4 protein-coding genes are annotated in these 5,667 nt (G+C 46.8%); 1 reads left to right on the forward strand and 3 read right to left on the reverse strand.

The genetic code is table 11. The annotated features are described in order from the left end of the window. From Q4A73_RS07080 to ileS, 3 genes are all read right to left on the reverse strand, one after another. Positions 1 to 651, reverse strand: a 651-nt coding sequence (locus Q4A73_RS07080; protein WP_303206754.1) for an IMP dehydrogenase, incomplete at its 3' end; no start/stop codon positions are given. Further along, entirely contained in the window at positions 648 to 2,021 is a 1,374-nt protein-coding gene (gene gatA, locus Q4A73_RS07085) for an Asp-tRNA(Asn)/Glu-tRNA(Gln) amidotransferase subunit GatA (RefSeq protein ID WP_303206755.1), read from the reverse strand. The genes gatA and Q4A73_RS07080, both read right to left, overlap by 4 nt. A 90-nt stretch (positions 2,022 to 2,111) precedes the next feature. After that, positions 2,112 to 4,859 (reverse strand): isoleucine--tRNA ligase, encoded by a 2,748-nt coding sequence (gene ileS / locus Q4A73_RS07090; RefSeq protein ID WP_303206756.1) that lies wholly within the window; start codon positions 4,857 to 4,859, stop codon positions 2,112 to 2,114. A gap of 82 nt (positions 4,860 to 4,941) precedes the next feature. On the opposite strand from ileS, the gene Q4A73_RS07095 reads away from it, so the two are divergent. Then, positions 4,942 to 5,667, forward strand: a 726-nt coding sequence (locus Q4A73_RS07095) for a CinA family protein (protein ID WP_303206757.1), incomplete at its 3' end; no start/stop codon positions are given.

The following is a 5,667-nucleotide window of genomic DNA, read 5'->3' on the forward strand; positions in this document are numbered from 1 at the left end:
TCTAAGGCGACCAAAATCGTCCTTGTTGGCATCGGGATATTCTTTGCGTTTTTTAAGATCTTTGATAGTTATAAGCCCACTCAAACGACCTTCCTTATCCACTATGGGAAGTTTTTCGATCTTATTTGTGCTAAAAATTTTTTCCGCATCATCTAGAGTGCAACCCTGCGGGGCAGTGATGAGAGGCGCCTTTGTCATCACGCTTTCAACCCTATTTTCAAAATCGCTTTCAAAACGCAAATCACGATTGGTCAAAATTCCCAAAAGTCTTCGCGCCTCATCCACGACAGGGATGCCTGAAATGCGATATTCCGCCATAAGCTCTAAAGCCTCATAAATACTAGCCTTAGGCGAGATGAAAATGGGATCGATAATCACACCGCTCTCGCTTTTTTTCACCCGCTTAACCTCCCTCACCTGAGAGGCAGGGTCCATATTTTTATGGATGATGCCAAGTCCACCAAGTCGCGCCATCATAATTGCCGCTCTATGCTCGGTTACCGTATCCATAGCCGCAGAAATGAGGGGGATATTGAGACGAATTTTTTTAGTAAGCTGGGTGTGAATTTTCACCTCCTTAGGCAAAACTTCAGAATAGCAAGGTCTTAGCAAAACATCCTCAAAGGTCAAGGCACGCCCTACAATCTTCATCGCAAACTCCTCTGTTCTTTTATAATCTGCTCCAAGGCCAAGGCCCCACCTAGCAAGGTCTGCTCCTCATAAGCCCTGCAAAGAAGCTGAGCGGAAATGTTAAGCCCATCCTCATCCCTTCCCACAGGCACAGAAATTGCACCCAGTCCGGCTAAATTTGCTGCGAGGGTGTAAAGATCTTCCAAATAGCTCTGCATAGGGCTTTTTTTCGTATCAAAACTAAAAGCCGTCGTTGGCGTAACAGGCATAAAAATCAAATCGCAATCTTGCAAAATTTCCTCATATCGAGCCCTGATGAAGGATCTCGCCCTTTGTGCCTTAAGATAATAAGCCTCATAATACCCACTACTCAAAACAAAACTCCCCAGCAAAATCCTCCTCTTCACCTCCTCGCCAAAGCCCTCACTACGCGTTTTTATGTAAAGTTCTTTAAGATTGTCCGCTTCTGCCCTGCGTCCATAACGCACCCCATCATAGCGGCTCAAATTCGCACTCGCCTCAGCCGTAGCGATGATATAATAGGTCCCAATGTCAAATTCGCAATCCTGCAAATTTCTATAAACCACCTCAAATCCGTGTGCCCTAAGCGCATCCACGGCTCTTAGCAAGGCCGCTTTTACGGCTTCGTCCGTGTTTTTGATGTAGTTTTCTATCACGGCGATTTTAAGCTTTCTTTCTGGGTTTAAAAGTGGGGCAGTTTTGATAAATTCAATATTTGCGCTTGTGCTATCCTTCTCATCGTATCCGGCTATGGCATCGTATAAAAGGGCGGCGTCTTCGACCGTTTGTGTCAGGGTGCCGATCTGATCTAAACTTGAAGAGTATGAGGCCAGTCCGTATCGACTCACCCTACCATAGCTTGGTTTAAAGCCCACGCAACCACAAAAAGCCGCAGGCTGTCTCACAGAGCCACCCGTATCACTTCCTAAACTCGCTAAGGCCAGTCCCGACGCCACAGCTGCAGCCGAGCCACCGCTACTGCCACCAGGGACGCATTTTGGATTTGTAGGATTGAGAGTTTTACCATAAAATGAGGTCGCTGTGGAGCTACCCATAGCAAATTCGTCCATATTTGTTCTACCAAAGGGAGCAAAGCCAGCCGCTTTTAAATTCACAATGGCACTCGCATCATAAGGTGCGACATAGCCTTGCAAAATCTTGCTCGCACAAGTAAGCTCCCAGCCCTTAACGCTGATGTTGTCCTTTATCGCCACAGGCACACCATCCCCGCCATCGCTTAAGTTTCTACCCAAAAACTGCTCGATGTAAACACCCAGTTCTTTTTGCTTTTTCGCCCTTTCGTTCAGCTCTTTTTTGAGGAGAACAAGGTCGTTTTGCGTGTAGTTTAGGGCGGTTTTTAGATGGATCATTTTTTTTCCTTTATCTTTTTAATCGCTAAGGCGCTAAGGACTAAAACCAGCACTATGGTCGCTAAAATGAGGCTTGTGGGGATGGGATTTTCAAGCATGCAGCACCGCCTCACAACGCGCACAAAGCTCTCCCTCGCTTAGTGCCTGATGCCTCCAGCACCTTGGGCATTTGTGCTTGGCAGACTTAATAAGGCTAATCCTCTCGCCCTCAAGCTCAAATTCGCAGAGCTTTTCACCCCCACACTCTCCCACCTCACTGACCATAAACCAATCGGCGATCTCCTCCCTCTCCCAGCGCTCAAAAACTGAGCCAGAAAGGGTAAGCTCGAGGGTGGATTTGATGATTTTATCCTTTTTTAAGGCATCGATCTTCTCAAAAAATTTCTCCCTTAAGGCAAGTAAAAAACCATCCTCAATGCCAAAATCAAAGTCAAAATCCCCCCCCAACTCCACATCAAACACATCCAAAGCCTCCCCCTTTATACACGCAGCACAGTGCTCTAAGGCCTCATCCACCGTGTAGCTTAAAAAGGGCGCAAGTAGGGCTAAGAGCTCCTTGGCGATCAGAGCCATAGCCACTTGAGAGCTCTTTCTTTTAGGGGCTTGCTCCCTTTCGCAGTAAAGCCTGTCCTTACTGATGTCTAAGTAAATTCCACTTAGATCCGCACTTAAAAAATGCAAAAGCCCCCCAAAGCCCTTGGCAAAATCATAGCGATAAAAAGCCGCCTTAGCATGCTTAAATACCTCACTCGCACGGCTTAAAATCCACTGATCGATGAAGGAAAACGCCTCGCAGTTTAAGTCTTTTAAGTCGTTCGTGTTGGCAAGAAGAAAGCGTATGGTGTTGCGAATTTTGCGGTATTGCTCACTCACCTGCTTTAAAATGCCATCGGAAATCTTCAAATCCGAAGCATAGTCGCTCAAAAACACCCACAGCCTTAAAACCTCCACTCCGTAGGTTTTCGCCACATATTCAGGGGCGATGACATTGCCTAGGGACTTGCTCATTTTCCGTCCCCTTTCATCGATGGTAAAGCCGTGCGTAAGTATGGCTTTATAGGGCGCTTTTTCTTGGAGTATGGTGCTAATTAAAAGTGAGCTTTGAAACCACCCTCTGTGCTGATCGCTTCCCTCCAAATACACGCTAGCCTCACCCTCTCCAGCATCGTATTTTGACGCATTTAAGACGACATTAAAGGTACTGCCACTATCAAACCACACATCGAGTATATCGCTTACCTTTTCCAGGTCCTTCGCCCTCGCCCTCAAATGCGTCGGTAAAAGCTCCTCAACAGACAGCTCCCACCACGCATCCGCGCCCTGTCTTTCAAAAATGCTAGCGATAAATTCGCAAAGCTCCTCATCAAAAAGCACCTCCCCGCTCTTTTTATCTCTAAAAAAAGCTATGGGCGTCCCCCAGTCTCTCTGCCTAGAAATGCACCAATCGGGACGATTCTCCACCATAGAGCCTATGCGTTTTGCCCCGCTTGGAGGATAAAAACGAGTCTTTAAAATCTGCTCTTTCGCCCTCTTTCTGAGACTCTTCCCCCCAAGCCTCTTCTCATCCATCACAACAAACCACTGCTTCGTCGCCCTGTAAATCACAGGCTTATGCGTTCGCCAGCAAAAAGGATAAGAATGCCTAAATTTAGAAGCCTCGAGCAAATTTTCTCCCAAAAGTGCTAGGATCTTCTCATTCGCCTTGAAAATGTGCATCCCTATGAATTCAGAGAGCAAATGCTCAGGTAGCAAGGCCTTAGTGCGCAAACTCTCATCATAACACCCCCCATCATCTACGGGCATCAAGATCTCAATACCATAGCGCAAACAAGCATAATAATCATCCTCCCCATGCCCAGGCGCCGTATGCACAAGCCCCGTCCCCCCGTCCATCAAAACATGATCGCTTAGTATGAAAAGGGACTTCCTATTGTTTAGAGGATTAATCGCCTCCAGTCCCTCAAGCTCCCCTGCCCTAAAGCTCTTTTGAACCTCTCCCTGGCTAAAGCCCTTTTTTACCATACTATTAAGCAGGGCCTTGGCGAAAATCAACCCCTCCTTCGTTACAACATAATCCTCGCTAGGATTTAAGGCTATGGCCTGATTTGCCACCAGGGTCCAGGGCGTCGTCGTCCATATCACAGCCCTTGCCGTCCTAACGCCCAGTCTCTGCAAGGCCGCCTCACTCAGAGGAAAGCACACAAAGGTCGAATAGTCCTCCTTTTCCTCATACTCCACCTCCGCCTCAGCCAGGGCCGATTTTGCCGCCCAGCTCCAAAAAACCGGCTTGGACCTTTCTATCAAAAGTCCCTTTTGTGCCACCGCGCACAGAGTGCGGTAAATGTCCGCCTCAAAGGAAAAATCCATGGTCAAATAGGGCCTGTCCCAGTCAGCCAAAATGCCCAGCCCTTTAAATTCCTCTCTTTGAATATTCACAAATTCCTCGGCGTGCTCTCTGCAAAAAGCGCGGATTTCTTTTTTGCTCAGATTCTTTTTTTTCTCGCCAAGTTTTATTTCCACCTGCTGCTCTATGGGCAGACCATGGCAGTCCCAGCCGGGGGTAAAACGCACCCTTTCGCCCTTGAAGTAGTGGAGTTTTACGAGGCTTTCTTTGAGGATTTTATTGAGGGCGTGGCCTATGTGGATGCGTCCGTTAGCATAAGGCGGACCATCGTGGAGGATGAAGCTTTTCTCCGCCTTTTCGCGCTTTTTTTTCATCTTTTCATAGGCATAATTTTTATGTAGCCATTTAGCAAAGCGTTTTGGCTCTAGCTCACTCAAATTAGCCCGCATGGCAAAGTCAGTTTGCGGTAAAAGTAGGGTTTTTTTATAATCCATAAGCATCGCACCTTTTTTTGAAAAAATTCTACTTCATAAAATTTTATAATTGGTTATAATTTTTAAAAAAAGGAGAATTTTTATGAAACACTTGCTTTTTATCATCGGCGATGAGTTGATCCTACATCCTAGTTTTAAAGACTGCATTTTTAGAAGCTATGAAGAAAAATTCCTAGAAATTCAAGAGCTGCGTTTCCAGGGCAAAAGCGACAAAGAACTGCCCTTCTTGCTCGAAAAACTCACGCAAAAATACAGCTTCATCACCATCTTTTCTAGCCCACAAAACTACCCCCTCATCGCTAAGGTCCTAGCCACCCTAAGCGAGGATAAGCTCGTTTTAAAGGATCATACCCTAGTGCCTGATAGGTCCCTTAACGCGCAAAATAGCTTCCTCTGCGAGCTAAAAGGATGCAAGATCAACCTCCTCAAAGCCACCCCAGAGGAAAAAATCCCCCCCCTTTTGGGCGAGGCAAATTTGGACTATGCCTATTTTTGCCTCTTTGGCATCGATGAGGAAAGCGCCATCCTCCTCTTGCAAACCCTCACCAAGTCCTACGAGGTAAGCATAAAATCCACCCCCCTCCTACCCCACCTCACCCTCATCAAGGCTAGCTCCCTAAAACACGGCACTCTAGAGGGCTTTTTGCAGAGTATCAAGGCACTTTTTGAGGGCAAATTTTTTCTCGCTAAGGATCCACTGCGCCTCATCTTTTCTAAACTCAAATCCCAAGGACTAAAAATTTCCTTCGCTGAAAGCTGCACAGGAGGGCTTTGCGCGAGTGAGCTTACCCGCTTGGAGGGCGCCAGT

It is taken from the genome of Campylobacter sp. (assembly GCF_030528245.1).
Classification (GTDB): domain Bacteria; phylum Campylobacterota; class Campylobacteria; order Campylobacterales; family Campylobacteraceae; genus Campylobacter_D.